Below are 23,773 nucleotides of genomic sequence, written 5' to 3'. Positions count from 1 at the left end.
TGTGTTCGACATCAATCCATTGTGGGAGCGAACTTGCTTCGACGGGTTTATTGCATTGGTTATTTGCGCTTGTAGCTTTTATTACCACTGGGGGTCAGGCAGTAAACGCCGCCTCTGGGCCCGGTACAAAACGAACCGGTGCCACAGGTGCAACCCTGCGGGTCCTGGACAAACGCTTGCGGTCGCGCCTGGCTTTGACCGCCAAACATTGCCGAGCAACTTTTTTTCGACCCGCTGATGGAGCCGTCATTACACAGGAACAGATCGCCGTCGCATCGATCGATTCCACCCTTCTTGCCGGAGCAGGGTGTATTGCCTGCCCAGGCAGATGAACTGAAAACAGTGAACAGCAACAGACAGACCGGCATCCAGCCGCAGCGGATCGAGTTACGCACAATGCAGCCCCTATTAAAGTCATGGCCCAATGATATCAATGTTGCGAACAGCGCCCCAGGCCAGATGAAAGTTAATTTATTAAGTCGCGACCATTTCTTGGCAAAATGCCGCACAACGTTGTGAACATTTAATCAGGCCAGCCCTATGACCCGCATCTTGACCATCGAAGACGACGCCGTGACCGCCCGGGAAATTGTCGCCGAACTGAGTAGCCACGGCCTCGACGTCGACTGGGTCGACAATGGCCGCGAAGGGCTGGAGCGTGCGGTCAGCGGCAATTATGACCTGATCACCCTCGACCGCATGTTGCCCGGGCTCGATGGCCTGGCGATTGTCACCACGCTGCGGACCATGGGCGTGGCCACGCCGATCCTGATGATCAGCGCGCTGTCCGACGTCGATGAACGCGTGCGCGGCTTGCGCGCCGGCGGCGACGACTACCTGACCAAACCCTTCGCCACCGATGAAATGGCTGCCCGGGTCGAAGTCCTGCTGCGCCGGCAGAATACCGTGACCGCCCAGGCCACCACCCTTCGGGTGGCAGACCTGGAGTTGAACCTGATCAGCCACGAAGCCAGCCGCGACGGTCAACTGCTGACGCTATTGCCCACCGAATACAAACTGCTGGAATTCCTGATGCGCAATACCGGGCAAATCCTCTCGCGGATGATGATTTTCGAGGAAGTCTGGGGTTACCACTTCGACCCCGGCACCAACCTGATCGACGTCCACATCGGCCGTCTGCGCAAGAAGATCGACCCGCCTGGCAATGTCCCACTGATTCGGACCGTGCGAGGCTCGGGTTATGTCATTGCCGAACCCGTCTAAAGGCTGGCGCTCCTCCAGCAGCCGTCTGCTGGCGCTCTACAGTTCGCTGTTCGTGATCTGGAGCGGGATTCTCATGGGGGTCATGTACTACGAGGTTTCCGCTTACCTGGACAACCTGGCCAAGCATTCGCTGATGCAACGCCAGCACCTGTTCTCGCGTTTCTCGGGCGAACAACTGGTGGACGCCCTCGCCGTGAGCATGACCTTCGACATCCGCGGCATCGACGCCTACGGCCTGTTCGACGCCCGGCACCGTTACCTCAGCGGCGCCCTGCGCTACATTCCGGACGGCTTGCCGCTCGACGGCAGGATCCACACGCTCCGCGACTGCGACGCCTCTGACGACAGCGGCGAGCAGACGCTGCCCGCCGACAGTTGCGATGCCGTGGCGACCCCCACCCTCGACGGCCGCTGGCTGGTGCTGGTGCGCGACAACGGTTCGCTGTTCGCCGTGACCCGAATCATCCTTCACGCCCTGTTCTGGGGCGTGACCCTGACCATCGTGCCAGGCATCGTCGGCTGGTATCTGCTGCGGCGCCGGCCGCTGCGACGCATTCGCGCGATCCAGGCCAGCGCCGAAGCCATTGTCGCTGGCGACCTGAGCCGGCGTTTGCCACTGTCCAATCGGCGTGACGAACTGGACATGCTCGCCGCCATCGTCAACGCCATGCTCGAACGCATCGAGCGCTTGATGAACGAGGTCAAGGGCGTATGCGACAACATCGCCCATGACCTGCGCACGCCCCTGACCCGCCTGCGCGCACAGCTTTACCGCATGCAGCAGCAAGCCGGCGAAGGTTCACCGCAAGCCATGCAACTGGACCTGGTGCTGGCCGAGGCCGATACGTTGATGGCGCGTTTCCGTGGCTTGCTGCGGATTTCCGAACTGGAAGACCGCCAGCGCCGCTCCGGTTTCGTGCAACTGGACCCGGTGGCGTTGTTGCAGGAGCTGCATGAGTTCTATCTGCCCCTGGCGGAAGACGACGGCCTGGTGTTCCAACTGCACCTGCCCACGTCGTTGCCCCCCCTCAATGGCGACCGGGCACTGCTGTTCGAAGCCGTGGCGAACCTGTTGAGCAACTCGATCAAATTCACCCCGCCCGGCGGCGCGGTGATCTTGCGCGGGGTCAATGATGGCGGGCACACGCGAATCGAAGTGCTCGACTCCGGCCCGGGCATTCCCGAAGCGGAACGTGAAGCGGTGTTCCAGCGTTTCTATCGCGCCGAGGCGGGCAATCAGAAAAGCGGCTTCGGGCTGGGGCTGTCCATCGTCGCGGCGATTGTCAGCCTGCACGGGTTTACGCTGGAGGTGGGGAGCAGCGAACTGGGTGGTGCGCGGCTGGTGCTCGATTGTCGGGAGAGTTTGATACCGCAGGCCTGATACAAATCTGCCTGAACTGACACAAAACCTGTGTGAGCGAGCTTGCTCGCGATGGCGGCAGCACATCCAACATCCATGTGACTGACACACCGCTATCGTCGGAACGCCGCCCGGAGCAAGCTCGCTCCCACAGGTCATCAGCGAATTCTAGATTCCGCAGGGTTTGGTGCTTTACTGAGAAGACTCAAAAAACACCGAGAACCCCGGCATGAACCGCAACGACCTGCGCCGCGTGGACATGAACCTGCTGGTGATTTTCGAAACCCTGATGTTCGAGAAGAACCTGACCCGGGCCGGGGAAAAGCTGTTCCTCGGCCAGCCCGCTGTCAGCGCGTCGCTGGCAAAGTTGCGCGATCTGTTCGACGACCCGTTGCTGGTGCGCAACGGACGAACCCTGGAGCCGACCCCGAGGGCACTGCAGATTCTCAAGGAATTGCAGCCGGCGATGGACACCATTTCCGGAGCGGTCAGCCGGGCCAAGGATTTCGAGCCCTCCACCAGTCGCGACGTGTTTCGCATCGGCCTGTCCGACGACGCCGAATTCGGGCTGTTTCCACCGCTGCTCAAGCAGATTCGCGAGGAGGCGCAGAACGTCGTGGTGGTGGTGCGCCGGGTGAATTTCCTGCTGATGTCGTCAATGCTGGCCAGCGGCGAAATTTCCGTCGGCATCAGCTACACCACGGAATTGCCGGCCAACGCCAAGCGCAGGAAATTGCGCGACTTGAGTGTGAAGATCCTGCGCGGCGATGACCGTCCCGGACCGTTGACCCTGGACGAGTTCTGCGAACGCCCACACGCGCTGGTGTCGTTTTCCGGGGATCTGAGCGGCGCCATCGACAACGACCTGGCACGGATCGGCCGTTCGCGCCGGGTGGTGCTGGCGGTGCCACAGTTCGCGGGGCTGCGGGTCTTGCTGGCGGGTACTGACATGCTCGCCACCGTTCCGGATTACGCGGCCAGTGCGTTGATCGAAGGCAGCAGCCAGTTACGGGCGGACGATGCACCGTTTGATATCAACCTGTCCGAATTGTCGATGGTCTGGAACGGGGTCAACGATAACGATCCGGCAGAACGCTGGTTGCGCTCGAAAATTGTACAGCACATGTCGACTCCACTACCGGCACGTTGACCGAGCGCAACAGCAGCGGCTCGGACTCGCGCAGGTACACCGGCATGTCGGTGACCGGCGGCATGGCCGGGATCTCGAAGTACATCTGCACCACCCAGCCACGGTGATAGCTGGCGTGGTTGACCACGTGCATCAGCATCGCGCCGGCGCTCATGATGCCGCTTTCGCCCGAGACAAAGGTGAACTCCACGGGCTTGTCCAGGGAGGCATCGGTTTGCCGGGCGCTCCAGTCGCAATACCAGCGATCGATCTCTTTTTGCGCCATTCGCAGTTCGGAAAGATCGGCATGCAGCAGATCGTGTGAAGTCTTGAAGTTATGCCCCCGGCCTTCAAGGTGCGCTCGCCAGATGCAATCCACCACATAGACATGATTGAGGGTGCCGATCATGTTTTTGAACACCGACACCCGTTCTTTTTTGACTTCGCCTGGAGGGAGCGCCGCAAGGCTGTCAAACAGTCGCTGATTGGCCCAGCGTTTGTAATCGGCCAGCAGACAGGCAGTGCGTACGGTGATCATCAGAATTCTCCGATGGCGGTAAGCGCACTCCCTAGCATAGACCCGATGCCCGCAAGGCAGCGCCAGCCCTGATCATCGGTCGTCCAGCAGCGCCGCCACGCGCTCGGCGAGCGCCAGGCAACCGGTCAGCCCCGGTGATTCGATGCCGAACAGATTCACCAGCCCCGGTACGCCGTGTTCGGTGCAGCCGCTGAGGAGAAAATCGGCGGCAGGCTCGGTCGGCCCGCTGATTTTCGGGCGAATGCCGCTGTAGGCCGGTTGCAGGCTGTTGTCCGGCAAACCCGGCCAATAACGGCGGATCGCCTGATAGAACCCTTCGGCCCGCAGGGGTTCGACGCGGTAATCAATGCGTTCGACCCATTCGACATCCGGCCCGAAGCGCGCCTGCCCGCCCAGGTCGAGCGTCATGTGCACACCCAGCCCCGCGCTCTCCGGGGCCGGATACACCAGATGGCGAAACGGTGCCCGGCCGCTGAAACTGAAATAACTGCCCTTGCACAAATGCGCCCGGGGAATGAACGGCGCCGGCAGACCGACGATGCTGCTCGCCACCTCGGGAGCGGACAACCCCGCGCAATTGATCAATTCGCGACAGCCCAGCGTCATGGGTTGATTGCCGCCCATGTGCAGCTCGAAGCCCTGTTCAGTGCAACGAGCCGACAGCAACGGCGTGCGCAAGGCCAGCGTCGCTCCGAACGTCTGTGCATCGCCCTGAAGCGCCAGCATCAGCCCGTGGGAATCGACGATGCCGGTAGAGGGCGACCACAGCGCCGCGACGCAGGACAACGCCGGTTCGAGCTCCCGTGCCTGTGCACCATCCAGCCATTGCAGGTCATCAACGCCATTAAGACGCCCCTGCTCCAACAGTCGAGTCAAAGCCGAGCGCTGTTGCTCATCAGTGGCGACGATCAGCTTGCCCACGCGCCGGTAATCAACAGCGTGCCCGTCGCAATAAGCGTAGAGACGTTGCTTGCCCTCCACGCACAGCTGCGCCTTGAGGCTGCCCCCCGGGTAATAGATGCCGGCATGAATCACTTCAGAGTTACGCGAACTGATGCCTGTGCCGATGCCCTCACCCGCCTCGACCACCAACACGTCCCGCCCGCTCATGGCCAGGGCCCTGGCCACCGCCAACCCGACGACGCCCGCCCCGATCACCACGCTTTGAATATCGACGTTCAACGGCCCGGCCTCCCTATTGTCCCGTTCCTCGCTGCGGATAGTCGATCAGGCTGGAGAAAATCGCCAGCGGCAAGGCCATGAAGTCACCGGTCCATGCGCAGGGTCGGCAATGCCGGGGGAACTCTCGGGGACCGCCGCGCATCCTAAATTATGTGGTACTTCCCTAATGCTTCATGCTGTCGGAGGACACCGTCATGCGCCGTTTGTTTATCATTTCTTCCCTGTTACTTTGTTTGCCCGCAGGTTCGGCTCTGGCCAAAGTGGATGCCGAAGATGTCGCCACCTCGGCCGGGGTTTCCGCCTCGCTGTACTCGACGTTCAAAGACGACAAACTGGTGATTCCCGCCCGGGATGATGCCTCCAGCTTCGTCGCCAGTGGCGGTGCGATCCGTGGTGCCTATCTGGAGGCGGTATTGAAAAAGATCCGTCAGGACAATCCTGCCCTCAACAACGCAAGCGACGAAGACCTGGCCCGCGCCATTCTCGTCCAGGATGGCGTTGCCGCCGATCACTGAAGATCGTCATCGCCAGTAGTGGGGCTTGTGACACCGGGATAGCGTTTCCGGCCCTACCTGGCGTGCGTGCCCGTGGACAAGCGTGCCCACCCGGCCACCAGTTGCGCGTTGATACTCACCCCACCGCACACCACGATCACCACGTCATTGGCGTCGGCAATCGCCGGATGATCCAGGTAAGCAATCGCCAATGAAACGCCGCATGCCGGCTCGACCAACTGACGCAAATCATTGGCGTAACGCACCACGCCCATGATCGCCTCATCATCACTGAGCACCACGCACTCATGAGGGAATTCGCCGATGTGCTTGACTGGCCAGGCGGCCACCTGCGCGGCGCCCAGGGACGTGGCGACAGTGTCGATTTTCGGCAGTCTGACCGGGTGTCCGGCCGCCACCGCCGCGGCGAACGACGCCGCGCCTTCGGTTTCGCAGGCAACGATGCGGCAATCGGTGCGCCGATGACGAATCAGGCCGGTGATCAGCCCCGCCAGCAAGCCACCGCCGCCCACCGATGTCACCAGCACATCCACAGGCGGGCAGTCTTCAAGGATTTCATCGACCATGGTGCTGTGCCCTTCCCATAACACCGGGTGGTCGAAGGCCGGCACGAATTCACTGCGCGGGTCCTGGGCGAGTTCCCGCGCCCGTTGATTGGCTTCGTCCCAGACCTTGCCGTGCACGATCACCTCCGCACCAGTATTGCTGATCCGCGCCCGGGTGCTTTGCGGGGTGGTGTGCGGCACCACGATGCATGCCTTGAGCCCCAGGCAAGCAGCGGCCATGGCCGTGGCCAGTCCCGCGTTACCGCCGGAGGGACAGACCACCTTGCGCTTGCCCTGCTGCGCCGCCCGGCTGCACAACAAGCCAATGCCGCGTATTTTGAACGAGCCGCCAGGTTGCAGGTTTTCCAGTTTCAGCCAGATACGGCGGGTCGGGGTCGACAGGCCAGGGTGCAGGATCAAAGGCGTTCGGATGTGAAGCATATGGGCTCCTGTTACACGCCACCGGCTCGTCGCGCTTGCGCGAGCCGGTGGTGAACGGTCCTCTCTCCCAAGCTTAGTTCACCCGGCCTCGGGGCGACCGTCTCAGCGATAGCGCGGCGCCGGCGCGGTGTTGTGGAACAACCCGGACAGGGTCTTGCGCTGGGCTTCGTGGCGGTCCCACTGGCTGCCGTCATGCAGGCCCGGAATGGTCACCACTTCGCCTGCCGCCAGGCCGACGAGCGCGGCATCGACCATGTCTTCGGCGGACATGACGATTTCCTTCGGCAGATTTTCCACCGGGTTGCCGGCCACGTTCCAGAAGTCAGTGGCAGTCGCTCCCGGCAACACAGCCTGAATGCGTACACCTTTGTCAGCCAGTTCGTGCTGCATCGATTGGCTCAGGCCCAACACGAACGCCTTGGTGGCGCCGTATACGCCATTGAGCGTTTCCGGGGCGATGGCGACGATCGAGGCAATGTTGATCACGGTGCCGGTGCCCCGGGCAACGAAGCCCGGTACAACGGCGTAGGCCAGACGCATCAACGCGGTCACGTTGAGGTTGATCATCGCTTCCATGTCGTCCACGGGACTTGCAAGCAGCGAATTGACGGCACCGACCCCGGCGTTGTTGACCAACAGGGTGATGCTGGCGTCGCTGCGCAGAATCTGTTCGACCCGCAGCGAATCCACCTTGTTCTTCAGGTCGGCGGCAACCACCTCCACGGTGCGCCCGGTCTGGTCGCTCAAATGATTGGCCAGGGCATTGAGCCTGGCCCGGCTACGGGCCACCAGAATCAGGTCATAACCCTGCCGGGCAAGGCGATCGGCATACACCGCGCCAATCCCCGAAGAAGCGCCAGTGATCAGTGCAGTACCTTTGGATGAAAGCGCCATGGTGCAATTCCTCTACGGTAAGGCGAGAGATTCGCCGGGTGCAGACCGTTATAAAGGGACTTACGCCTGTCTCAAATGACGTTTAAAGTACGTTTTCAGGACATTACGATTTGAGGGCAGCTCCATGATCAGCGTGGCGTTCGTGGTATTCGAGGGTTTCCAGTCCATGGCGCTGGCCGCCATGCCGGTGTTCGAGTACGCCAATTTCAGTGCCGCAGAGGCGCTTTATGACGTGCGCGTGTTGTCCGAAAACGGTCACACCCTGCGTGCCTCCGGCGGCTTGAGCGTCGGCACCGAGGCATTCGACGGACGCGTGTTCGACACGGTGATCGTGGTCGGTGGCGACTCGATCATCGAACAAGCGCCCGAGGCCGTGCTGGATTACCTGCGGGCCAGTATCAACACGGCACGCCGCACGGCGTCGATCTGCTCCGGGGCGTTCGTCATGGCCCAGGCCGGTTTGCTCGACGGACGGCGGGCCACCACCCACTGGGCCTACGCCCGGGAACTGCAGGCGCGGTTTCCGGCGATCAAGGTCGAGGCCGATCGCATCTATGTGATCGACGGTTCGATCTGGACCTCCGCCGGCATGACGGCGGGCATCGACCTCGCCCTGGCCATGGTGGAAAAGGACCACGGCGCCGAGCTGGCCCGGTCCGTGGCGCAGAAACTGGTGATGTACCACCGTCGCGCCGGCGGCCAGTCACAGCACTCGGTGCTGCTGGAACTCGCGCCGAAATCCGATCGCATTCAAACCGTGCTCGGCTACGCCCGGGAACACCTCGGCCAACCCCTTTCGGTAGAGCAACTGGCGCAAGTGGCCAACCTCAGCCCCCGGCAATTCAGCCGGGCATTTCGCGCCGAAACCGGGCAATCCCCGGCCAAGGCCATCGAAAACCTGCGTCTGGAAGCGGCGCGACAGATGCTTGAACGCGGACGCCTGACCCTTGACCAGATCGCCCTGGAAACCGGGCTCACTGACCGCCGTCGCATGCGCGAAACGTTCCTGCGGGTGTTCGGTCAACCGCCACAGGTGATTCGGCGCAACGCGAGAGCAGAGATGTTTGTGTAGGCGCCGGCTTGCCGGTAATAGCCTCTGAAGCCGGTGTCGAGTGTTCAAACGCCATCGCAGGCAAGTCGGAACGCCGCATCGCAGCTCCTACAATGAAAGGAGGCACTTTCGCGTGTGAGGCACTTATGAAAATCTCGGCCAGACTGGCGTTTTTCGCCGTCGTCAGCACCCTCGCCTACCTTGGCCTGGCGATCTGGGGAATGGGTGGTTTCGCGGCCTATTTCAGTCACGGCTCACTGGTCGTCGTTGCCCTGGCCACCCTGATCATGGCCGTCGTATCACTGTTCAGCGAGGTCAACCTGAGTTCGGGGGAACGCGAAGACCGGGCCAATCGCTGGGTCCTCCCGGCTTTCGGCGTGATCGGTGTGCTGAGCGGCTTTCTGCCGGCCTATACCGACCGCATCGACTTCTGGACTTTCGGCAGTGAAGGCGTGCGCTGGCTCGGGGCGCTGCTGTTCATCGTGGGCGGCGCGCTGCGGTTGTGGCCCGTCTTTGTGCTGGGCAAGCGCTTCAGCGGGCTGGTGGCCATCCAGCCGGGGCATCGCCTGGTCACCGAGGGGATTTACCGCAACCTGCGCAACCCCAGTTATCTGGGGATGATGGTCATCGCCGTGGGCTGGGCGCTGGCGTTTCGCTCGAGCGCCGGTCTGTTGCTGGCGGCGTTGACCTTGATCCCGCTGATTGCCCGGATTCACTCGGAAGAGGCCCTGCTGAAGGCGCAGTTCGGCAGCGAATACGAGGCCTATTGCGCCCGCTCCTGGCGGCTGGTTCCCGGGCTTTATTGAAGCAACCCTATCCCACATTAGTTTTGTGCAGGCCAAGGACCCCATCGGCGTCCACTCGAACACCAACAAGCTCATAGTCGGCCAACGTCGCATGGGCCGTCCTGATCGGCTGCTCATGGGTCGCCGTGACAATCATCAAATCCGCCCCCGCCGCTTCAGCCGCCAGAATCCCCACCGTGGCGTCCTCAAAAACCAGACACTGCTCAGGCTCGACACCCAGGCGTCGGGCCGCGAGCCTGTACCCCGCAGGGTCGGGTTTGCCGGCCGTGACGTCCTCGGCAGTCACCATCACCTCAGGCTCCGGAATCCCCGCCGCCGCCATCCGCCGCAACGCCAGCTCCCGCGGGGCGGAAGTGACGATTCCCCACTGCTTGACTGGCAATGACCGCAAGAACTTCGCCGCGCCAGCCACTTCCAATACCCCGTCGACATCCTCGATTTCCGCTTCGGTAATCCACGCGGCTTCCGCCTCGGCATCCACCCCGGGCAACCCCAGACGGCTGATGGTGTCGATGGCACGGGCACCATGAATGGTCGGCAGGAAGGTATCGACATCGACACCATGGCGTACGGCCCAGGTTGTCCAGACCCGCTCGGCAGCGGCAATGGAGGTCAGGACGGTGCCGTCCATGTCGAACAGAAAGGCGCGGTAAGTCGAGTTGAAAACAGAGTGATCAGCCAAGGAAAAGAACCTCGCAGGTGCCGGACGGATTTACCCGGCAATGTAGCATCTGCATGGGTCAGTTGAGTCGCCTGGACTTGAAGGTCTCGCCCACACAATCGAGCAACCCGCCGATCATCCAGGGCTTCTTGATGAAAGAAACCCTGTGCCGCACGCCTGAACTTTCAGGGGTTTCGAAACCGGACATGATCATGATCGGCTTGTCCGGCCAGCGATCGCCGAACTGGTTGGCCAGGTCCGCGCCATTGAGCGTGCCGGGCATGGTGATATCTGTCAGCAGCATGTGCACCTGCGGCGCATGCTGCTCCAGATAGATCATTGCCGCGTCCGCATTGATTTGCGGCTCGACGACAAAGCCTTCCTCCTGAAGAATCTCACACAGAAACTCGAGGATCAGCGGGTCGTCCTCGACCACCAGGATCAACCCTCCTGGAAGATCTCCACCCACCGTCGATGCTCGACTCATGACCGTGCCGCTCCCTGATTGCCTCTATGAATGCGCGGGCTCTGATCCGCTATCTAAAAGGTATGAGCAGCGGACTCGGCGGAAATTCATTTTTGATGCAGCCAGGTGACCGGTATCAAGCGTGATGATCAATTTTGCGCATCAGGCAGCACGCTACCCCTGAAGCCCTGCGGAAAAACCTGTGGGAACGAGCCTGCTCGCGAATGCGGTAGTTCAGCCAACATCGATATCGACTGACACTACGTCTTCGCGAGCAGGCTCGCTCCCACATGGACCGCGGTGGCTGGTCTTACTGCGACATTTCGCTTTTTTTCATCGCATCCTTCGACATCGCATCTTTTTTCATCGTGTCCTTGGACATCGTATCCTTGGACATGCTGTCTTTGGACATCGAATCGGTCTTCTTCATCGCGTCTTTCTTCATCGTATCCTTGGACATGCTGTCCTTGGACATCGAATCCTTGCTCATGCTGTCGTTACTCATCGTATCGGCGGCAAAAACACTGGCAGCACCAACGGCCAGGCACATGGACAGTACAACGGTGGTCAACTTTTTCATGATGAATCTCCTTGGAGCACGGGTTTGCGGACGGTGAATGTTTCGCACGTTCATCAACTGCCACCGAACCAGTTGTAGCCCTGGTCTTCCCAGAAGCCGCCGCTGTAGGTGTTGCTGACGAAAATCGCCTGAATGTGTTTGGGGTTCTTGTAGCCCAGCTTGGTGGGCATGCGCAGCTTCATCGGGAAGCCGTATTGGCGCGGCAGCACCGCGCCGTCATACGTCAGCGCCAGCAGGGTTTGCGCATGCAGCGCAGTGGCCATGTCGATGCTGGTGTAGTAGTCATCGGCGCATTTGAAACCGACGTATCTGGCATCGGTATCGGCGCCGATGCGCTTGAGAAAATCGCTGAAACGCACACCGCCCCAACGGCCGATCGCACTCCAGCCTTCGACGCAAATGTGCCGGGTGATCTGCTCGGTCTGCGCCATGGCGCGCAGTTCTTCGAGGCGCCAGCTGCGCTTATCGGCGACCAGTCCGGTGACTTCCAGGCGATAGCCCTGCTCCTCCACCGTCGGCGCCTCATCAATGCTGTAGTAGGCATTGAAGGGAAACGGCCGGGTGATCATCGACTCGGGATAGGTCGGCGCCATCGCATTGGGGTTGAACAGCCAGCCCTGGACCCGATCGTTGAAGCGCGACATGGACGACAGCGCAGTCTCGACGCTGTCGTTGTCGGTGATGTTGCAGCCGGACAACATGGCCACGCCACCGAGGGTCAGACCGCGCAGCAGGAAAGAACGGCGCGAGCGGTCTTCGATTTGCGGGGCGAGGATCTTGCGGGCATCGGCCAGGATCGACGCCTCGTCCAGCCCGGGCACTTGAATGCGCTTTTTCATACCTGCTCCTTGCGGCCGACGATCATGGCCAACAGCGTTTTCGGGACCAGCGCAACCATCACCAAATGCACCGCCACAAAGGCCACCAACAGCACCATGGCGAAGAAGTGCACACGGCGCGCGCCTTCGTAACCGAACAGCAATTCACGCAACAGCGGGAACTGCACCGACTTCCACAGCACCAGACCGGAGAGCACCAGCAGCGTGATGTCGACCATCACGAACAAGTAAGCGACGCGTTGCACCTGGTTGTAATGACTGAGGTCGGCGTGCCCGAGTTTCCCGCGTAACGCGGCCCACAGGTCCTGCAGTACGCCTTTGGGCGAAACCGGGAAAAACCGTCGCTTCAGGCGCCCGCTGAACAGGTTGAAGACCAGGTAGATCAGGCCGTTGATCGCCAGGAACCACATCGCCGCGAAATGCCATTGCAGCGCGCCGCCCAGCCATCCACCGAGGGTGATCGACTTGGGAAAGCTGAATTCGTAGATCGGCGAGGCGTTGTAGATGCGCCAGCCGCTGGTAACCATCACCAGCACCGCCAGGGCATTGAGCCAATGGGTCAGGCGTAGCCAGCGTGGATGACTGGACTTGGGTGAAGCAGTGGCCTGCGACATGTCCGGCTCCGGTTTGTTGTTCGTTGGAGCCGAGTATGGGAGCGGGAAGATCGCTAAATCCTCACGCAGAGTTAAATTAATTGTGATAACTGCCTTTTAACGGCCAATCAAAAACCTGTAGGAGCGAGCATGCTCGCTCCTACAGTGTTTTGTGATGGTCCGGCCAATGCGCAATTATGTTTAAATGCCGCCCCCCTACAACTGACCGACCCGACCGGATGAACTCTGAAGCCCTCGCCACGCTCAACCAACAGGTGCTCACCGCCCTGGCTACCGCCCCCGCAGAAACCCGCCGCCTGTTCCACGGCCGTGGCCGCTGCTGGCCGGGGCTGGAACAAGTGACCGTGGACTGGTTGCAGGGCGTGGTGCTGGTGGCGCTGTTCAAGGAGCCGCAAGCGGAGCAACTGGAAGACTTGAAGCAGGTGCTGATGGCGATCACCCGGTCAGCGCAATGGACACAATCCGGCGCCCACACGCTGCTGTTGCAACATCGCTACCTGCTGCAAAGCACCACCGAGTGGCTGCTCGGGGACGTCATCGAGGAAATGAACATCACCGAGGGTGGCCTGAAGTACCGGGTCGACCTGGGCCGCAAACAGAACACCGGGTTGTTCCTCGACATGCGCTACGGTCGCGACTGGGTCCGGGCCAATGCCAAAGGCAAGCGTGTGTTGAACCTGTTCGCCTACACCTGCGGCTTCTCGGTGGCAGCCGTCGAAGGCGGCGCGAACCATGTGGTCAACCTCGACATGTCCAGCCCGGCCCTGAACCGTGGCCGCGACAACCACCGCCTCAACGGTCACGACCTGAGCAAGGTGACGTTCCTCGGCCACGACCTGTTCAAGTCCTGGGGCAAGGTGATCGGCAAGGGGCCGTACGACCTGGTGATCATCGACCCGCCGTCGTTCCAGAAAGGCAGCTTCCTGCTGACCAAGGATTACCAGCGCGTCCTGCGCCGCTTGCCGGAATTGCTCAGCCCGCAAGGTACGGTTTTGGCCTGCATGAATGACCCGGCGTTTGGTGCCGACTTCCTGATCGATGGCGTGACCCGCGAAGCGCCAAGCCTGCGCTTTGAGCAGCGCCTGGAGAACCCGCCAGAGTTTCCCGATGCCGATGTCGAATGTGGGTTGAAGGCGTTGGTGTTCAAACAACGCCTGACCGACTGACTGTCGTTGCTGCGGGCACGCCCTCATCCTTCGACGCCTCATCAATTTGCGCCATGCTCAAGTGCGCCGTTTCCTGCAAGAAGAACGAGCACACCGCGACAATCGCCAGCGCCACCGAGCCGTACACGGCAACGCCGAACGCATTGTGATCGGTGGCAATCAGGATCGCCGTGGCCACGCTCGACGCCGTACCGCCGCCCAGCGCTGCCCCGATCTGGTAGGCGGCGGACATCCCTGAATAGCGCATCTCCCGCGGAAACTGCTCCGCGAGAAAGGCCGGAATCGGCCCCTGGGTCGCCCCCATGAATGCGCCGACCGCGATGTACGCCAGAGTCGAGACCATCAGGTTTTTCATGCCGAGCAGCGGGAAGAAGGCAAAGAACCCGATGGCCATGATGATTGCGCCAAGGATCATGACCATGCGTCGCCCGATCCGGTCAGACAGCAGGGCAAACAGCGGCGCGGTCACAACGATGGCCACTGACAACGAAAAGTCGAAGATCAGCGCGTCCGTGCTGCCGTAGCCCAATTGGGTGGCGTAGGACAAAAAGAAGGTGCTGCCGATGTAGGCGATGGTCACGTAGCCAAATGCGATCCCGGTGCACAGCAGCATTTCTTTCGGGCGTGCCCGCAGTGCCGCGATCAGGGGAATGCGCATTTGCGGCTTTGGTTGCACCGGCTGGGCAACGGGCTTTTGCAGCCGCGCATAGAGCCCGATCAACACCAGCACGCCGCCCAGCCAGAACGGTATGCGCCAGGCGAAATCGGCGAGGTTATCGTTCGAAGCGACACTGACGATGCCGAACACCGCCGCTCCCAGGATGCCGCCGATGCCGATGCCCATGCTGGTGAAACTGCCCCAGAGACCGCGACGACCAAGGGGTGCCGATTCGATGCCGAACAACGCCGCCCCGCCCCACTCGCCGCCGGCGGCGAAACCTTGTACCAGCCGCAGCAGCACCAGCAGTGCCGGCGCTGCCAGGCCTATCGACGAATAGCCCGGCAGGCAGCCGATCAACAAGGTGCTCAGGCCCATCAGCAACAGAGTGATCACCAGCATTTTCTGCCGGCCGATCCTGTCACCGTAGTGCCCGAAGACCATGCCGCCCAATGGACGGGCAAAAAAGCCCGCACCAAAGGCGCCAAAGGCAAACAGCGTGGCAGTGAGCGGGTCCATCTGTGGAAAGAACACCTTGGGAAACACCAGCGCCGCCGCCGTGCCGTAAATGACGAAGTCATAGAACTCCAGCGCGGTGCCCATGCCGGAGACGAAAAACGTTCTGAGGGCGGATTGCGAACCCGCCGTGGAATGAGCGTAACTAGCCATATCGAGTGCTCTTTTTGTTGTTATGGGGGACGTCGGTTCAGAAACGCTGGAAGCCGTTGCGGGCCAGCAGCATCGGATTGCCGGCAGCGTATTCGAGAACGCCGTGTTCGCTGTCGATGCCGATGGTCAGCAGGGTTTCCCAGCGCTCGGTGGCCGGCAGGCTCAGGTCCGGATGGAAACAGATCGGCGCCTCGTCGCCGGCGGCACCGCACATGGCCGCCGCCCGGCGATTCAGGTCGCCATGGATCATGTCCACCCGCGCCGCGTTGACATGGGCCAGGCGCGCGTAGGTGGTCGAAGCGTCCGGCGTCCGCTCGCCAAGGCTCAGTGCCGCGTCGAGGAAGTGGTTGGTGTGAGTGATCCAGCCGTCTTCGCCGGGCGGGACCACGGCGGTGCCGGCGGCGGACATTTCAATGCTCGCCGCACGCGGCGATGCCTCACGGTGCGAGAACACCGTCAGCACCGTCGAGGCACTGACCCGCGCCGACCGCGCCAGGGCAATGGCCTCTTCGACACTGGTGGCCTCCTCCAGAATCCGTCGGGCAATCGCATGCACCGGCACCCCGGCAACGGCGTTGTCGCTGGCATGGTGGAGGATGTTGAAATGCAGCCCGACGCCTGCGCTGTTCACGCCGATCTTGCCGAGCATGCCGAACTCGGTGAACAACTTGACGGTGATCCCGGAGCTGGCCGTGAGTTGCAACAGCATGCCGTGGGGCACCAGTGAGTCGTGCCAGTCCCAGGTCTGGATGGTCTTGGGCGCATCGGCCCCCGCTGGTGCGTATACCGCCGTCGAGCATTCGCCTTCGAGCGAGGCCGGCATCACCGCGAGGATTTCCGTACGGGCGTTCAGGCTCGCCAGTTGCCACAGGGGAATCCCCGCGCCTTCGGCCGTGGCTACCAATTCCTGGGCGAGGCTCGGGCTCCATTCGGTCAGCGCTTGCAGACTGGCCTCGCCAAGGGCGCGCACCTGCTCGGGCGCCACGCCGACCTGATTGAAAAAGTCGAGATAGAGCGCCACCGTCTTGCCGATTTGAGCGGCCCAGGTTTCGCCGATTTGCTGGCCTCGGATTTGCGGGCTGTGGGTGTCGGTGACGAAGCAATGCAGTTTCACGAAAGGGTTCCTTTTTTAACGTTGGTATCCAACCTGTGGGAGCGAGCCTGCTCGCGAAGGTGCCATCACATTCAACATTGACGTCGCCTGACACACCGCCTTCGCGAGCAGGCTCGCTCCCACAAGTTCTGGGTTCTGAGTTCTGCGTGATCGGAATCAGGGTTGGCGGGCGAAAATTTCGCGGCCCGCGAACCAGGTCTGCAACACCTGGGTGTCGCGCAGGGCTTCGGGGTTGACCGTGAAGACATCACGGTCGAGGACGATCATGTCGGCCTGTTTGCCCGGCTTGAGCGAACCGGTCTGTTCCTCAAGGCGCAGGGCACGGGCGGCATTGAGGGTGTAGGCCTGGAACATGGTCTGGCGGTCGATGTCTTCGCCTGCATTGAGCACACCTTTGGGGCCTTTGCGGCTAACCGCCTGGTAAATCGCCTTCCACGGATCCGGCGTGGTGATCGGCCAGTCGCTGGCCCCGGCGATGGTCGCGCCGTTCTTCAGCAACGAACGGGCCGGGTACGAGTACATGAAGGCCATGGCGCTGACATAGGGTTTGACCAGGTCCATGCTCGACTCATCGGCCATGGCCCAATACAGCTGCATCGAGGCAATCACGTTGAGGGTTTTGAAGCGGGCGAACTCCCTCGGGTTGACCATTTGCAGGTGCGTGATGGAGTGCGCGATTGCACTGTGCCGATCCTTGCGCGCCTGCTCGATACCATTGAGCGATTCACGCACCGCACGGTCGCCAATCGCGTGGATATGCACCAGCCAGCCACGGGCGTCGGCGGCGCTGACCAGTTCGCCGAAATGCTCCGGATCGATCAGCAACTCGCCGGATTTCTCCGAGTTCTTGTAGGGCTCGAGCATGGCGGCGCTTTGTGCCGGAACTTCCGCCACACCATCTGCAAACACCTTGATGCCCGGCAGGGTCAGGTTGGGCACGCCGAGAAACTGCTGGCGAACCTTGTCCAGCTCATCGAGATCGGCCGGCGTGGCTTTCGAGGCGGCCATCAGCAGTGCAGCCACATGGGCGGTCAGCTCGCCGCGTTCGGCCAATGCCTTGTAGATTGGCAGCACCCCCACCGATTGGTTGTTCACATCGCCGCCGGGGATTTCATTGGCGATCGGGTCCATCCAGCCGGTGATGCCCAGGCGCTTGTAGTAGTCGAGTGCTGCGCGCGCGCCCGCCATCAACTCTTCGGTGGTCGGGGGTGCCAGCAGGGCCTGGACCGGATACAGGCCGGCATCGACCAGGAAGCCATTGGGACGTCCATCGTCGTGATGCCCTATCGTGGCCTGCTCTTCGTCCTTCAAAGCCTTGACCCTCGCGGCATCGATTCCGGCACGCTGGAGCATGGCCCGGTTGGCCCAGCCTGTGTGCAGGTCCCAGCCCAGAAAGAGAATCGGTGTATCCGCCCATTCGCCCCGATTGAAGCGCTGCTCAAGCGCCTCGATCCGGCTCCAGTAAGTCGATGGCAAGCCGCCGACACTGAGGACGTCACCGCGTTTGGCCTTGCCGTCTTCGCGCCATTGACGCAGACGCTTTTCCAGTTCATCGAGCGGCAGCAACTCGCCGTCCAGATTGGCCTGACGCAATTGCAGGCCGCCCTTCACCGTGTGCGAATGCGAGTCGATAAACCCCGGCATCAGCACCTTTCCACCCAGGTCGATGATGCGTGTACCCGGCTGTTTGAGCCGCAGCACCTGAGCATCGGCCCCCACCGCCGAGACCTTGCCGTTCTCGACGGCAATGGCTTGCTGCAAGGGCTGGCCGGGTTCGGCGGTGTACACCCTGGCGTTGTGCAGGATGAGATCGACAGCGGCCATACTTTCCATCGAGGAACAGGCCAGAGCAAGCGACGCAGCCAGGGTCAGAATCTGCTTCATGGAATGACTCTTTATTTTTGTTGGGCTGTAGCCAAGACTATCCAAGCCGATTCGAGAACTGAATGCCTGCTCCCGCACAACTTCTGTGCCTATCAGGAATAGATAAATGGATAAAATGAGTGCCCTGACCATGTTCGTCGCCACCGCCGAACAGGGTAATTTCAGCCGCGCCGCCGACCTGCTCGGCAAAACCCCTTCGGCCCTGACCAAGGCCGTAGCACAACTGGAGGAAGAGCTCGGCACGCGCCTGTTCGACCGCACCACCCGGCGCATGGCGCTGACCGAAGCGGGCCGCATCTATCTGGAAGGCGCTCGCCAGGCGCTGATGCAACTGCAACTGGCCACCGAAGACGTGGAGCAGTTGCAGCATGAACTGCGCGGCGACTTGCGGATCACCGCCCCGCCCTCGTTCGCGCCGGCGTTTCTCAATCAGGTGTGCTGTCGTTTTTTGACCGTGCATCCACAGGTCAAACTGGAAGTGGACCTGAGCGATAACTTCGAAGACCCGGTGGACGGCGGCTACGACCTCGCCCTGCGCGACGGCCCCATCGACCTGCCCGGCGTGATCGCGCAGCCGGTGGTGGAAAATCAGATGTTGCTGTGCGCCAGCCCGGCTTACCTGGCGCGCAAAGGCGAGGATGTTTCACTGGAAAATTATCAGCAGCACGACTGGCTGATCTTCCGCCATCCGCTACTGAATCGGCACTTCTGGTGGGTCAAGCAAGGTGAGCAACGGATACGCCTGACACAACCGATGCCACGGGTGGCCAGCGACAACTACGACTTTCTCCTGGCCTGCCTGCTGGATGGCCAGGGCTTGCAATTCATCCCGCAATGGAGTGCCGCGCCCTATCTGGCGCGCGGCGAGCTGGTCGAGTTGATGCCCCGCTACTGGCGCGAACCCAGCGCGTTCGGGCCGTGGGTCTACGTGCTGTACCTGGCCCACCGACGTAACACGCGCAAGGTGAAAGTGTTCATCGAATACCTGAAAGCGCATTGGCAGGAACAGCAGGCCTGAAAGGTCGGATCACCGTGGCTGCAACACCAGCGCAAACAACTCGCCATGCCCGTTCACATTGAGCTTGTGATAGAGGTTGCGCCGATGCACCTTCACCGTCTCCGGGGAGATACCCATTTTCTGGGCGATGGCCTTGCTGGAAAAGCCCTGGAGAATCAGGCGCGCGGTTTCGATTTCCCGTAGCGTCAGGCGTGCGTCGAAGCGATCGAGCAACGTGGCCAGATCGCCGGCCGGTGGCTCGGCAACCGGCCCTTGTAGCGGCGTCAGATCCAGGTGTCGGCGCATCGCCGCCAATACCCAGTCGCGCACGCACAGCAGGCGGCCCTGTTCCTCGAGGCTGAAGCGCGCCGAACGCCCGAGGGACAGGCCGAGCACGGCGCCGTCGAGATTGACCATGAACTGCAATTCGTCTCCTCCGACCACGGTGCTGAAGTAACTCAGGTAGTACTCGCTGTGCTGGAACTGGTCGGGCGCCACCGACTCGAGGCTGTGCAAGCCATCGGCGATGCCGGCGCAGGCAGCTTGATAGAACGGATCGAGCAGGTACATGCCGGCGCGGTAGTCCGCCAGTTCCTCCTGCTCGTCACTGCTGCCCTTGGCATCGAAATCAATCAGCAGGCGTGGCACGTGGCCCGGCCGCATCAGCGCTACCAGCGCGTTGTCCAGCGGCACCAGCAACCGCAAGGTATCCACCAGCGCACGCCAGAAACCGTCCCGCCCCACCGCCGTGAAGACCCGCGCCAGCCCCTGGTGCACCGGTAACTCTTTCAACAACGCGTCCACGCACTACCCCTTTTGAGTAACCCATGATGGGAATGGGTGAAGGCCACCCCGGTCGATACGCTGCAAACTCCTGATTACCACCGGCCGCAACAGGCCAGGAGTGCCGCATCATGAGTCGTCACCACTTGTATTTCAATCTGGGGCTTGGCGCCTGTCTGGCGGTGTCGCTGTCGGCGTTCGCGGTCGAAGCTCCGACAGTGCACGTGTACAACTGGTACGACTACATCGGCCCCACCACCCTGCAGGACTTCAAGCGTGACACCGGGATCCAGCCGGTCTACGACACCTTCGACAGCGCCGAAGTGCTCGAAGGCAAGTTGCTCACCAGCCGCAGCGGCTATGACGTGGTGGTGGCGAGCAACTACAGCCTGCCGACCCTGATCAAGGCCGGTGCCCTGGCGCCATTGCCTCGGGCGCAGATGCCGGACTTCAAGAACATGGACTCCGATCTGCTGGTGAAGCTGGCCAACAACGATCCGGGCAACCAGTACGCCGTGCCCTACCTGTGGGGCACCAACGGCATCGGCTACAACGTCGACAAAGTGCGCGCGGTGCTGGGTGACAAGGCACCGGTCGACTCCTGGGACCTGGTGTTCAAGGAAGAGAACCTGACCAGGCTCGGCGAATGCGGCGTGGCCATGCTCGATTCGCCGTCAGAGATGCTGCCGGTTGCCCTGCACTACCTCGGCCTGCCGCCCAACAGCACCAACCCCGAGGACTACAAGAAGGCCGAAGCGTTGCTGCTCAAGCTGCGTCCGCACATCGCCTACTTCAACTCGTCGAAGTTCATCAGCGACCTGTCCAACGGCAACATCTGCGTGGCGGTCGGCTGGTCCGGTGCGATGCTCGAAGCCAAGACCACCGCCGAGCAGGCCGGCAACGGCGTGAAGATCGCCTACAGCCTGCCGAAGGAAGGTGCGCCGGTGTGGTTCGACACGCTGGTACTGCTCAAGGACGCCCCGCACCCGGAACAAGGGCTGGCCTTCATAGACTACTTGATGCGCCCTGAGGTCATCGCTCCGGTCAGCAACCACCTCAACTATCCCAACGGCAACCGCAGCGCCACGACACTGGTCGCCGAAGCGACCCGCAGCAACCCGGCCGTCTACCCGTCGGCCGAAGCCATGGCCACCCTGTTCACCCTCCAGCCCCTGCCGCCCGCTACCGAGCGCGTGCGGACGCGGATCTGGAGCAAGGTCAAGAACGGTCAGTGACCGGACACCACAGTGTCCGTGGTGTCCAAAGATTATTTTTTCTGCCACGAATCGAAGATGAGAAAACCATGAAAGCACGTGCCCGCGACCTGAACATCCCGATCGGCCAACTGCAACCCGGCCCGCTCAATGCCATCACCGACGTCCCCGGCGTACGGGTCGGCCACAGCAATGTACGAGGACGCACTGCCAACGGCCGCGACATCCTCACGGGCGTCACCGTCATCGAACCGCGTGCCGGTTCCACCAGCCGGCAACCGTGCTTTGCCGGTGTGCATGTGCTCAACGGCAACGGCGATGCCACAGGACTGGAATGGATTCGCGAAGCAGGCTTGCTGACCAGCCCTGTCGCCTTCACCAACACCCACAGCCTGGGCGTGGTGCGCGATGCGCTGATCGTGCTCGACCGCGAGCAGCAACCGGACGACGGGCGCCTCTACTGGAACATGCCGGTGGTGCTGGAAACCTTCGACGGCTTGCTCAACGACATCAACGGCTTTCACGTGAAGCCGGAACACGTGGCCCAGGCCGTGCGTTCGGCGGTGGGCGGCCCGGTGGCCGAAGGCAATGTCGGCGGTGGCAGCGGCATGATCTGCCACGAATTCAAGGGCGGTGTCGGCACCGCGTCTCGACGGTTGAGCAGCGCCCAGGGCGGCTGGACAGTGGGGGCGATTGTCCAGGCCAACCACGGCATCCGCAATGAACTACGTGTTGACGGTTATCCGGTCGGGCGCTACATGGAACAGGTCGATTCGCCGTTCCTCAAGGCATCGCTGCCCCATCCGGGCATGGGCTCGATCGTGGTCTGCCTGGCCACCGATGCGCCGTTGCTGCCGCACCAGTGCACACGCCTGGCCCAGCGCGCCAGCCTCGGCCTGGCCCGCACCGGTGGCGGCAATGAAGACCATAGCGGCGACATCTTCATCGCCTTCGCCACCGGTAACGATCACGTGCCACCGGCCGCCTACGAGAGCAAGAAAGCGCCGACCACCCACAACTTGAGCATGGTCAACAACGACCACATCAGCGAGCTGTTCCTGGCCGCCACCGAGGCTGTGGAAGAAGCCATCATCAATGCCTTGCTCGCCTCCGACACCGCCGAAGGCAACGGGCATGCGGTACCGGGGCTGGATGCCGAGACCTTGCTCAAGGCCTTGCGTCGCGCCGGCTGGCCGGGGGATGCGACTAGCGGTACTTGAGTGAAAGACCAGGTCTTTTTAGCATGAACTTGCGCAGTCGCTTGCTTGCTCAAGCCGCTGCGCAGGTGGTGAGTGAACTGAACCCCTACCAAGCTCACCGCCTGCTTCATGCGCATCTTGAGCCTCAACGGCTCTACTTCCTCCCCATCAAAGAGCTTTGAGGCTCTTTTTTTACCTCTGAAAACCAACACATTTCCTCCTGCCGGAGCGAGCTTGCTCGCGATGAGGCCATCACAGCCAACACCCCGCCGCCTGACATTCCGTCATCGTCGGATCGCTGCCCGGAGCAAGCCCGCAGGTTTTACACCAACCTTGTGGGAGCGGGCTTGCCCGCGATGCTTTAGGGCTAGGCGCCGAAGGCGTCCTTCAGGAACCCCGGCGCAATGTAGCGCTGGTAATGGGCTTCGGAGAGCAGGAAAAATTCCCGATCAATGGCATCGCGCAATTCCGGCAGGTTCCAGTCGCGAAACTCCGGCAGCAACACCATCCCGTAGGCTTCCAGGTTGTTGATCACTCGTGCGCCCCGCGCGATCAACTGGTAGGCCCAGCAGTATTCCGACTGATGGGGCACGAAACGGATCTTGCGTTGCTCCAGCTGCATTCTCAGCAGTGCCGGGTCGAAGATTTCCACCTTGGCAGCCATCACCTGCGACAGCAACTGCTCAAGACGCAGCCATACCGCGCGCTTCTCTTCCTCGTTGTAACCGTTCCAGTGGATCACTTCGTGGTGGAAACGCTTGCAGCCACGGCACACCAGGTCACCGTAAACAGTGGAGCAGAGGCCGACGCAAGGTGTCTTGATGGTCTGATTGGGCATAGGTAGGCAAAACGCGAAAAAGCAAAACAGGGCGGCATGTTAGCCCTTTGTCCGCCATTGATCACCCCTCAAAGTTCAGGGCCTTGGGTGAATCGGGGTTTGCTGGCCGCCTCCACCAAAGTCCAATAAAACCTGACTTACCTTTAATTTTTTTTTGCCGTAGAATCAGCCTGCCTTTTTAGGCGCCAATGTCCGTTAGAAGCTGTTTTCAAAGCGTCACGAGCACAGTCGTTCCTTCAGAGCGGTGTTGGCGAAGGGTTTTTCCAGCGGGGAAAAGCCCGGCGCCAACCCTCATCAGCTCCCGTTCTGCAGGCGTAAAACTTTGAAAGCAGCTTCTGTAAGGAGTTGTCGGTAATTCTGGCTAAGTGGCTCACAACGCCATGCAGCGCATGAGTACGGCAATTTC

General features: G+C 61.7%; 25 protein-coding genes. 10 read left to right on the top strand and 15 right to left on the bottom strand.

Features of this window, described 5'->3' with window-relative positions; all coding sequences use genetic code 11:
• Positions 1-59 precede the first annotated feature (59 nt).
• Positions 60-368 carry a hypothetical protein gene (locus CAF65_RS28625; protein WP_085714748.1) on the bottom strand — a complete coding sequence of 103 codons (309 nt, stop codon included), beginning with the start codon at positions 366-368 and terminating at the stop codon, positions 60-62.
• A 172-nt stretch (positions 369-540) separates the two neighbouring features.
• On the opposite strand from CAF65_RS28625, the gene CAF65_RS01875 reads away from it, so the two are divergent.
• From CAF65_RS01875 to CAF65_RS01865, 3 genes are all read left to right on the top strand, one after another.
• Positions 541-1,224 (top strand): response regulator transcription factor, encoded by a 684-nt coding sequence (locus CAF65_RS01875; RefSeq protein ID WP_008020526.1) that lies wholly within the window; start codon positions 541-543, stop codon positions 1,222-1,224.
• Positions 1,202-2,605, top strand: a complete 1,404-nt coding sequence (locus tag CAF65_RS01870; RefSeq protein WP_085714747.1) for a HAMP domain-containing sensor histidine kinase — start codon at positions 1,202-1,204, stop codon at positions 2,603-2,605. The genes CAF65_RS01875 and CAF65_RS01870 overlap by 23 nt, the downstream gene beginning before the upstream one ends.
• Before the next feature lie 208 nt (positions 2,606-2,813).
• Positions 2,814-3,734: a LysR substrate-binding domain-containing protein gene (locus CAF65_RS01865; protein WP_085714746.1), complete on the top strand. Its 921-nt coding sequence runs from the start codon at positions 2,814-2,816 to the stop codon at positions 3,732-3,734.
• Here the strand turns inward: CAF65_RS01865 and CAF65_RS01860 are convergent.
• On the bottom strand, positions 3,655-4,251 hold the full coding sequence (locus CAF65_RS01860) for a DinB family protein (RefSeq protein WP_085714745.1): 597 nt from the start codon (positions 4,249-4,251) through the stop codon (positions 3,655-3,657). The two genes, CAF65_RS01865 and CAF65_RS01860, sit on opposite strands and share 80 nt — an antisense overlap.
• 72 nt (positions 4,252-4,323) lie before the next feature.
• Entirely contained in the window at positions 4,324-5,433 is a 1,110-nt protein-coding gene (locus tag CAF65_RS01855) for an NAD(P)/FAD-dependent oxidoreductase (protein WP_085714744.1), read from the bottom strand.
• A gap of 194 nt (positions 5,434-5,627) precedes the next feature.
• On the opposite strand from CAF65_RS01855, the gene CAF65_RS01850 reads away from it, so the two are divergent.
• Entirely contained in the window at positions 5,628-5,948 is a 321-nt protein-coding gene (locus tag CAF65_RS01850; protein WP_085714743.1) for a DUF2388 domain-containing protein, read from the top strand.
• Between the two features lie 53 nt (positions 5,949-6,001).
• Here the strand turns inward: CAF65_RS01850 and CAF65_RS01845 are convergent, their stop codons facing one another.
• Complete coding sequence (locus tag CAF65_RS01845; protein WP_085714742.1) at positions 6,002-6,934, bottom strand: pyridoxal-phosphate dependent enzyme; 933 nt, start codon at positions 6,932-6,934, stop codon at positions 6,002-6,004.
• A 102-nt stretch (positions 6,935-7,036) separates the two neighbouring features.
• The gene (locus CAF65_RS01840; protein WP_085714741.1) at positions 7,037-7,828 is read right to left on the bottom strand and encodes an SDR family oxidoreductase; all 792 of its coding nucleotides are present in this window, start codon (positions 7,826-7,828) and stop codon (positions 7,037-7,039) included.
• Positions 7,829-7,952: 124 nt separating this feature from the next.
• Here CAF65_RS01840 and CAF65_RS01835 point away from each other — a divergent pair, with 124 nt between their 5' ends.
• On the top strand, positions 7,953-8,900 hold the full coding sequence (locus tag CAF65_RS01835) for a GlxA family transcriptional regulator (RefSeq protein ID WP_085714740.1): 948 nt from the start codon (positions 7,953-7,955) through the stop codon (positions 8,898-8,900).
• Between the two features lie 125 nt (positions 8,901-9,025).
• Positions 9,026-9,685: an isoprenylcysteine carboxylmethyltransferase family protein gene (locus CAF65_RS01830; RefSeq protein ID WP_085714739.1), complete on the top strand. Its 660-nt coding sequence runs from the start codon at positions 9,026-9,028 to the stop codon at positions 9,683-9,685.
• A 7-nt stretch (positions 9,686-9,692) separates the two neighbouring features.
• Here CAF65_RS01830 and CAF65_RS01825 read toward each other — a convergent pair whose 3' ends face one another.
• The 5 genes from CAF65_RS01825 to CAF65_RS01805 form a co-directional block, all read right to left on the bottom strand.
• Positions 9,693-10,367: an HAD-IA family hydrolase gene (locus tag CAF65_RS01825; protein ID WP_085714738.1), complete on the bottom strand. Its 675-nt coding sequence runs from the start codon at positions 10,365-10,367 to the stop codon at positions 9,693-9,695.
• A gap of 58 nt (positions 10,368-10,425) precedes the next feature.
• Entirely contained in the window at positions 10,426-10,833 is a 408-nt protein-coding gene (locus CAF65_RS01820; RefSeq protein ID WP_085714737.1) for a response regulator, read from the bottom strand.
• Between the two features lie 289 nt (positions 10,834-11,122).
• Complete coding sequence (locus tag CAF65_RS01815) at positions 11,123-11,392, bottom strand: pentapeptide MXKDX repeat protein (protein ID WP_085714736.1); 270 nt, start codon at positions 11,390-11,392, stop codon at positions 11,123-11,125.
• Positions 11,393-11,445: 53 nt separating this feature from the next.
• Positions 11,446-12,231: a molybdopterin-dependent oxidoreductase gene (locus CAF65_RS01810; protein WP_085714735.1), complete on the bottom strand. Its 786-nt coding sequence runs from the start codon at positions 12,229-12,231 to the stop codon at positions 11,446-11,448.
• Positions 12,228-12,845, bottom strand: coding sequence for a cytochrome b/b6 domain-containing protein (locus CAF65_RS01805; RefSeq protein WP_085714734.1), 618 nt, complete (start codon positions 12,843-12,845; stop codon positions 12,228-12,230). The genes CAF65_RS01810 and CAF65_RS01805 overlap by 4 nt, the downstream gene beginning before the upstream one ends.
• Positions 12,846-13,063: 218 nt before the next feature.
• Between CAF65_RS01805 and CAF65_RS01800 the strand changes: the two genes are divergently transcribed.
• Complete coding sequence (locus CAF65_RS01800) at positions 13,064-14,011, top strand: class I SAM-dependent methyltransferase (RefSeq protein WP_085714733.1); 948 nt, start codon at positions 13,064-13,066, stop codon at positions 14,009-14,011.
• Here the strand turns inward: CAF65_RS01800 and CAF65_RS01795 are convergent.
• From CAF65_RS01795 to CAF65_RS01785, 3 genes are all read right to left on the bottom strand, one after another.
• Positions 13,989-15,338, bottom strand: coding sequence for an MFS transporter (locus CAF65_RS01795; RefSeq protein WP_085714732.1), 1,350 nt, complete (start codon positions 15,336-15,338; stop codon positions 13,989-13,991). The two genes, CAF65_RS01800 and CAF65_RS01795, sit on opposite strands and share 23 nt — an antisense overlap.
• 37 nt (positions 15,339-15,375) lie before the next feature.
• Positions 15,376-16,452: a C45 family peptidase gene (locus CAF65_RS01790; protein ID WP_085714731.1), complete on the bottom strand. Its 1,077-nt coding sequence runs from the start codon at positions 16,450-16,452 to the stop codon at positions 15,376-15,378.
• 156 nt (positions 16,453-16,608) lie between these two features.
• Complete coding sequence (locus tag CAF65_RS01785) at positions 16,609-18,336, bottom strand: amidohydrolase (RefSeq protein ID WP_085714730.1); 1,728 nt, start codon at positions 18,334-18,336, stop codon at positions 16,609-16,611.
• 106 nt (positions 18,337-18,442) lie between these two features.
• Between CAF65_RS01785 and CAF65_RS01780 the strand changes: the two genes are divergently transcribed.
• Complete coding sequence (locus CAF65_RS01780) at positions 18,443-19,354, top strand: LysR family transcriptional regulator (protein WP_085714729.1); 912 nt, start codon at positions 18,443-18,445, stop codon at positions 19,352-19,354.
• A gap of 9 nt (positions 19,355-19,363) precedes the next feature.
• On the opposite strand, the gene CAF65_RS01775 is transcribed toward CAF65_RS01780, so the two are convergent.
• On the bottom strand, positions 19,364-20,137 hold the full coding sequence (locus CAF65_RS01775; protein ID WP_085714728.1) for a helix-turn-helix transcriptional regulator: 774 nt from the start codon (positions 20,135-20,137) through the stop codon (positions 19,364-19,366).
• Positions 20,138-20,247: 110 nt separating this feature from the next.
• Between CAF65_RS01775 and CAF65_RS01770 the strand changes: the two genes are divergently transcribed.
• Together CAF65_RS01770 and CAF65_RS01765 are read left to right on the top strand one after the other, a co-directional pair.
• The gene (locus CAF65_RS01770) at positions 20,248-21,351 is read left to right on the top strand and encodes an extracellular solute-binding protein (protein WP_085714727.1); all 1,104 of its coding nucleotides are present in this window, start codon (positions 20,248-20,250) and stop codon (positions 21,349-21,351) included.
• A 68-nt stretch (positions 21,352-21,419) separates the two neighbouring features.
• Positions 21,420-22,550, top strand: a complete 1,131-nt coding sequence (locus CAF65_RS01765) for a P1 family peptidase (RefSeq protein ID WP_085714726.1) — start codon at positions 21,420-21,422, stop codon at positions 22,548-22,550.
• Between the two features lie 346 nt (positions 22,551-22,896).
• Here CAF65_RS01765 and CAF65_RS01760 read toward each other — a convergent pair whose 3' ends face one another.
• Positions 22,897-23,367, bottom strand: coding sequence for a DUF1289 domain-containing protein (locus CAF65_RS01760; protein ID WP_034148841.1), 471 nt, complete (start codon positions 23,365-23,367; stop codon positions 22,897-22,899).
• Between the last annotated feature and the right edge of the window lie 406 nt (positions 23,368-23,773).

This window comes from Pseudomonas sp. B28(2017) (assembly GCF_002113025.1).
Lineage (GTDB): Bacteria > Pseudomonadota > Gammaproteobacteria > Pseudomonadales > Pseudomonadaceae > Aquipseudomonas.
The sequence above is the reverse complement of the archived record's forward strand: the minus strand, read 5'-3'. Positions and strand labels throughout refer to the sequence as shown.

Coding starts and splice junctions, on each gene's coding strand:
- CAF65_RS28625 (WP_085714748.1), bottom strand. CDS start 368: ATGCCGGTCTGTCTGTTGCTGTTCACTGTTTTCAGTTCATCTGCCTGG.
- CAF65_RS01875 (WP_008020526.1), top strand. CDS start 541: ATGACCCGCATCTTGACCATCGAAGACGACGCCGTGACCGCCCGGGAA.
- CAF65_RS01870 (WP_085714747.1), top strand. CDS start 1,202: ATGTCATTGCCGAACCCGTCTAAAGGCTGGCGCTCCTCCAGCAGCCGT.
- CAF65_RS01865 (WP_085714746.1), top strand. CDS start 2,814: ATGAACCGCAACGACCTGCGCCGCGTGGACATGAACCTGCTGGTGATT.
- CAF65_RS01860 (WP_085714745.1), bottom strand. CDS start 4,251: ATGATCACCGTACGCACTGCCTGTCTGCTGGCCGATTACAAACGCTGG.
- CAF65_RS01850 (WP_085714743.1), top strand. CDS start 5,628: ATGCGCCGTTTGTTTATCATTTCTTCCCTGTTACTTTGTTTGCCCGCA.
- CAF65_RS01845 (WP_085714742.1), bottom strand. CDS start 6,934: ATGCTTCACATCCGAACGCCTTTGATCCTGCACCCTGGCCTGTCGACC.
- CAF65_RS01840 (WP_085714741.1), bottom strand. CDS start 7,828: ATGGCGCTTTCATCCAAAGGTACTGCACTGATCACTGGCGCTTCTTCG.
- CAF65_RS01835 (WP_085714740.1), top strand. CDS start 7,953: ATGATCAGCGTGGCGTTCGTGGTATTCGAGGGTTTCCAGTCCATGGCG.
- CAF65_RS01830 (WP_085714739.1), top strand. CDS start 9,026: ATGAAAATCTCGGCCAGACTGGCGTTTTTCGCCGTCGTCAGCACCCTC.
- CAF65_RS01820 (WP_085714737.1), bottom strand. CDS start 10,833: ATGAGTCGAGCATCGACGGTGGGTGGAGATCTTCCAGGAGGGTTGATC.
- CAF65_RS01815 (WP_085714736.1), bottom strand. CDS start 11,392: ATGAAAAAGTTGACCACCGTTGTACTGTCCATGTGCCTGGCCGTTGGT.
- CAF65_RS01810 (WP_085714735.1), bottom strand. CDS start 12,231: ATGAAAAAGCGCATTCAAGTGCCCGGGCTGGACGAGGCGTCGATCCTG.
- CAF65_RS01805 (WP_085714734.1), bottom strand. CDS start 12,845: ATGTCGCAGGCCACTGCTTCACCCAAGTCCAGTCATCCACGCTGGCTA.
- CAF65_RS01800 (WP_085714733.1), top strand. CDS start 13,064: ATGAACTCTGAAGCCCTCGCCACGCTCAACCAACAGGTGCTCACCGCC.
- CAF65_RS01795 (WP_085714732.1), bottom strand. CDS start 15,338: ATGGCTAGTTACGCTCATTCCACGGCGGGTTCGCAATCCGCCCTCAGA.
- CAF65_RS01785 (WP_085714730.1), bottom strand. CDS start 18,336: ATGAAGCAGATTCTGACCCTGGCTGCGTCGCTTGCTCTGGCCTGTTCC.
- CAF65_RS01780 (WP_085714729.1), top strand. CDS start 18,443: ATGGATAAAATGAGTGCCCTGACCATGTTCGTCGCCACCGCCGAACAG.
- CAF65_RS01770 (WP_085714727.1), top strand. CDS start 20,248: ATGAGTCGTCACCACTTGTATTTCAATCTGGGGCTTGGCGCCTGTCTG.
- CAF65_RS01765 (WP_085714726.1), top strand. CDS start 21,420: ATGAAAGCACGTGCCCGCGACCTGAACATCCCGATCGGCCAACTGCAA.
- CAF65_RS01760 (WP_034148841.1), bottom strand. CDS start 23,367: ATGCCCAATCAGACCATCAAGACACCTTGCGTCGGCCTCTGCTCCACT.